Source organism: Candidatus Deferrimicrobiaceae bacterium (assembly GCA_035256765.1).
In the GTDB taxonomy this organism is placed as follows: domain Bacteria; phylum Desulfobacterota; class Deferrimicrobia; order Deferrimicrobiales; family Deferrimicrobiaceae; genus CSP1-8.
In genome coordinates, this window is the sequence record DATEXR010000276.1 from 1 (window position 1) to 3,864 (window position 3,864).

General features: G+C 65.5%; 8 protein-coding genes. 5 read left to right on the plus strand and 3 right to left on the minus strand.

Annotation, left to right across the window (positions count from 1 at the left end; genetic code table 11):
* Positions 1-285, minus strand: a 285-nt coding sequence (locus tag VJ307_09570; GenBank protein ID HJX74391.1) for a hypothetical protein, incomplete at its 3' end; no start/stop codon positions are given.
* Positions 286-368: 83 nt separating this feature from the next.
* On the opposite strand from VJ307_09570, the gene VJ307_09575 reads away from it, so the two are divergent.
* The 5 genes from VJ307_09575 to VJ307_09595 all read left to right on the plus strand — a co-directional run bounded on the left by VJ307_09575 (position 369) and on the right by VJ307_09595 (position 3,007).
* A complete protein-coding gene (locus VJ307_09575) occupies positions 369-1,499 on the plus strand; it encodes a THUMP domain-containing protein (GenBank protein HJX74392.1) in 1,131 nt (376 codons plus the stop codon).
* 12 nt (positions 1,500-1,511) lie between these two features.
* Positions 1,512-1,796: a DUF3467 domain-containing protein gene (locus VJ307_09580; protein HJX74393.1), complete on the plus strand. Its 285-nt coding sequence runs from the start codon at positions 1,512-1,514 to the stop codon at positions 1,794-1,796.
* Positions 1,797-1,822: 26 nt separating this feature from the next.
* Positions 1,823-2,284, plus strand: coding sequence for a tRNA (N6-threonylcarbamoyladenosine(37)-N6)-methyltransferase TrmO (tsaA, locus tag VJ307_09585; GenBank protein ID HJX74394.1), 462 nt, complete (start codon positions 1,823-1,825; stop codon positions 2,282-2,284).
* Positions 2,285-2,379: 95 nt separating this feature from the next.
* Positions 2,380-2,682 carry a nucleotidyltransferase domain-containing protein gene (locus VJ307_09590; GenBank protein ID HJX74395.1) on the plus strand — a complete coding sequence of 101 codons (303 nt, stop codon included), beginning with the start codon at positions 2,380-2,382 and terminating at the stop codon, positions 2,680-2,682.
* Positions 2,669-3,007 (plus strand): HepT-like ribonuclease domain-containing protein, encoded by a 339-nt coding sequence (locus tag VJ307_09595; protein ID HJX74396.1) that lies wholly within the window; start codon positions 2,669-2,671, stop codon positions 3,005-3,007. The genes VJ307_09590 and VJ307_09595 overlap by 14 nt, the downstream gene beginning before the upstream one ends.
* A 52-nt stretch (positions 3,008-3,059) precedes the next feature.
* On the opposite strand, the gene VJ307_09600 is transcribed toward VJ307_09595, so the two are convergent.
* On the minus strand, positions 3,060-3,458 hold the full coding sequence (locus VJ307_09600) for a PaaI family thioesterase (GenBank protein ID HJX74397.1): 399 nt from the start codon (positions 3,456-3,458) through the stop codon (positions 3,060-3,062).
* Between the two features lie 40 nt (positions 3,459-3,498).
* Positions 3,499-3,864, minus strand: a 366-nt coding sequence (locus VJ307_09605) for a hypothetical protein (protein ID HJX74398.1), incomplete at its 5' end; no start/stop codon positions are given.

The following is a 3,864-nucleotide window of genomic DNA, read 5'->3' on the forward strand; positions in this document are numbered from 1 at the left end:
GATCTCCTCCGACAGCACGGTCTCGAGCCCCTTGCTCGTGGTGGCGAAGTACCGGCGGGTCGACATGTTTCCATCATATAAGAACAGGGACGTTCCTAAGAACTCTTCCTCCCCTGCGGCGTGGGCCCCGGTCGTGCGCCCGGCGGCGAGTGCCGGATCCCGGGGCCCCTGGCTCGCGGAGGGGTCCCCTCGGCTACGCTCGCGACCTTGCGCCCGCTCGCTGCCGGTTCCGCTCGACGCGATTTCTTCCTCGCTCCACAGGCCGCTCCGCGGAACCCCCCGCATCGCCCCGGGTCCCCCGGTGTAGCAGGCAGTAGCCGCTGGAGAGGGAGTTCTCAGGAACGTCCCTGTTCTTATATGATGGAAATATGTCGACCCGCCGGTACTTCGCCACCACGAGCAAGGGGCTCGAGACCGTGCTGTCGGAGGAGATCCGGGCGCTCGGGGGAGAAATGGTCGCGGCGGCGCCCGGGGGAGTCTCCTTTTCCGGGGACACCGGGCTCGGCTACCGCGCGAACCTGTGGCTGCGCACGGCGCACCGTGTCCTTCTGTTTCTTTCCGGATTCCCCGCCGCCACGCCGGAGGAACTCTACCATGGGGTGAAGGAGGTCCCGTGGCCGGAGATCTTTTCGGTCCGGAAGACGATCGCCGTCGACGCGACCGTGCGCGACTCCGGTATTACCCACTCCCGCTACGCCGCGCAGAAGGCGAAGGACGCCATCGCGGACCGGTTCCGGGAGAAGGCCGGCGCCCGGCCGGATGTCGACCTGCACGCCCCGGACGTACGGATCAACGTCCGGATCGTGCGTGACGAGTGCACCCTCTCGCTGGACCTGTCGGGGGAAAGCCTGAACCGGCGGGGATACCGGGGCGATCCGGAAGAGGCGCCGCTCCGGGAGACGCTCGCCGCCGGAATGGTCCTCCTCACCGGGTGGGACGGACAAATCCCCCTCCTCGACCCGATGTGCGGCGCGGGGACGATCCCGATCGAGGCCGCTCTGATCGCAACGAACACGGCGCCGGGGCTCCTCGGGCGCTCTTTCGCCTTCCTGCATCTTTTCGGCCACGACCGGAAGCTTTGGGAGGCGATCGTGGCCGAAGCCGGGGAACGGGTCCGACGCATAGCGATCCCCCGGATCGAGGGGAGCGACCTGTCCGGGGCGGCGGTGAGAAACGCCCGGCGGAACGCACGGCGGGCCGGATTATCGGGCCTCGTCTCCTTTCACGAAAGGGACATCCGGGAATTCGCCCCGGAAGGGCAGCCGGGGATCATCCTCTGCAACCCCCCGTACGGGATCCGGATGGGGAAAGGCCCCGAGGCGGAAATCTTCTACCAGGCGATGGGGGAGGCGTTCAAGAAGCGGTGCAGGGGGTGGACGGCGTACGTCCTCTCCGGGAACCCGGAGGCGACACGGCACATCGGCCTGAAGGCGTCCCGCCGGTTCCCCCTCATGAACGGTCCGATCGACTGCCGCCTGCTGAAATACGAACTCTACTGAAACGGAGGACCGATGGCGAACGAGAAGCCGGTGGAGATCCAGATCTCCTTCCCCGAGCACCTTCGCGGGGGGGTTTATTCCAACAACATGATCGTGGCGCACACGAAGGAGGAGTTCTTCCTCGACTTCCTGATGGTCGCCCCCCCGACCGGGACCGTCATCGCGCGGGTCATCCTCTCGCCGGGACATGTCAAGCGGGTGGTGGGCGCCCTGCAGGAGAATCTCGCCAAGTACGAGGCCTCCTTCGGCACGATCCAGACCGCCGAGGCGCCGCAAGGGAAGATCGGGATCAACTGACCGAGTATCGGGAACACGGAGGACCGATGAAAGGACGATGGACCATCCGCCCGATCGGCGTCGTCCGGTCGGAGGTGAAAACGACCGAGGAAGCGCCGAAGCAGGGGGCGATTGCGGGCACGGAGGCGGAGATCGTCGTCGATCCCGCCTGCGCGCCGGCCCTTACCGGGCTGAAGGAGAGGGTGCGCCCCCCCGGCGGACCGACGCCGAAAGGCCGCTCCCGCCGCACGCTCGGGAAGATCGTCGTCCTGTGCTGGATGCACGAGGCGGACCGGGACCGGCTCAAGGTCCACCCGCGGGGAAAGGAGGACCGGCCCATGCGGGGGGTCTTCTCGACGCGTTCCCCGCATCGCCCCAATCCGATCTCTTTGCACACGGTGGAGCTCCTGGAGATCCGCGGGAACGTGCTTCGCGTCCGCGGAATGGACGCGATCGACGGCACGCCGGTGCTCGATATCAAGCCGCACGCACCGGAATTGGACGATTGATCGGCCCATGTCGTCAGAAAATCCATCTGCCAGGCTGAACCGGACATTCGACTTTCTCCTTCAACCCGGGGTACATTGAATCCGGGAGGTCCCGCATGGTCCGGATTCCCGTGGAAACGGAAAAAATCGCCCTTTATTGCCGTAGATACTTCATCCGGAAACTCTCCCTCTTCGGTTCCGTGCTGCGCGATGACTTCCGCAGCGACAGCGACGTGGATGTCCTCGTCGAGTTTTTCCCCGGTCACGTCCCAGGATTTTTGAAAATCGCCGAAATGGAACGGGAGTTGTCGTCGCTGCTGGGCGGGCGCACCGTGGAGATCCGTACCCCCGGGGATTTGAGCAGGTACTTCCGCGACGAGGTCGTGGAATCTGCGGAAACCCTCTATGCACAAGAGTGACCTCGTACGCCTCCGCCACATGCGCGACGCCTGCCTGGAAGCGTTGTCCTTCGTGAAAGAGAAGAGCCGAAGCCATCTGAATGATGACCGTATGCTCGTCCTCTCCCTCGTGAAATGCATCGAAATCGTCGGCGAAGCCGCAAGTCGCGTATCCGATGATATGAAATCCGAACATTCCGATATTCCCTGGCGGGAAATCACGGGAATGAGAAACCGTCTTATCCATGCATACTTCGACGTAGATCTCGATGTTGTCTGGAAAACCGTCAACGACGAGTTGCCCGGCCTCGTGAAAAAAATCGAACCCATCGTCTTGGGGAGGTGATCTAGAGGGGGCCCAAATATTGCGAGGAGATTTTTCCGGCGGCGGCTTCCCCTTACGGTTTCGGGACGACCGCCAGGGTGACCATCGCCTTGGCCACCAGCTTCTCGCTCCCGTCGCGCTCCGCGAAGACCTCCGACTCCGCCACGTTGAGGGTCTTTCCCTGCCGGAGGACCGTCGCCCGGCACCGGAGGCGCTCCCCCAGGGCGGGCCGCAGGAAGTTGATCTTGAACTCGACGGTCAGGACCAGGTCGCCTTCCGCCGCGAGCGTCCCCGCCGCCCCCCCGGCGGTGTGGTCGGCGATCGTCGCCTGCACCCCCGCGTGGACGTAGCCGTCCTGCTGCCGGTGCTTCGGGGCGATCGTCAGGACCGACTCGCACCAGCCCGGCCCCAGGTCCGCAAGCCGGATCCCCAGGTCGGAGACGAAGGCCGCCTGTTGAAAGATCTCCCGCACCCTCCGGGCGGAATCCTCGGGGAGCGGCTTCACGGGGCGTTCACCGTCCCTGCTTCTGGACGCCGAAGCGGGAGAGCACTCCGTCGAGCCGCTTCCTCCCCGTCGCCGTCTCCTCGAACGGATCCTCCTTGAGCCGGTGGGGAAGGGACATCCGGAAGGCGTCCGCCAGGCACTCCTCGTCGGGCAGGTCGATCCCCTTGATCGCCGAGAGGGCCTTCGCGCTCTTCAGGATGGTGATGTCCCCGCGATGCCCGGCGACGCCCAGCTCGGAGACCACCTCCACCACCGCCTGCAGGATCTCGTCGGAGATCCGGATCCCGGGAAGCTTCCGGCGGGCCGACACGATCCGTTCCCGAAGGGCCGCGTCCTTCTGCGCCCACTCCTCGAGGAATCCGGGCTCCTCGCT

Bases quoted from the DNA above. Each gene is read 5' to 3' on its own strand.
- VJ307_09575 (HJX74392.1), top strand. From the start codon at position 369: ATGTCGACCCGCCGGTACTTCGCCACCACGAGCAAGGGGCTCGAGACC.
- VJ307_09580 (HJX74393.1), top strand. From the start codon at position 1,512: ATGGCGAACGAGAAGCCGGTGGAGATCCAGATCTCCTTCCCCGAGCAC.
- tsaA (HJX74394.1), top strand. From the start codon at position 1,823: ATGAAAGGACGATGGACCATCCGCCCGATCGGCGTCGTCCGGTCGGAG.
- VJ307_09590 (HJX74395.1), top strand. From the start codon at position 2,380: ATGGTCCGGATTCCCGTGGAAACGGAAAAAATCGCCCTTTATTGCCGT.
- VJ307_09595 (HJX74396.1), top strand. From the start codon at position 2,669: ATGCACAAGAGTGACCTCGTACGCCTCCGCCACATGCGCGACGCCTGC.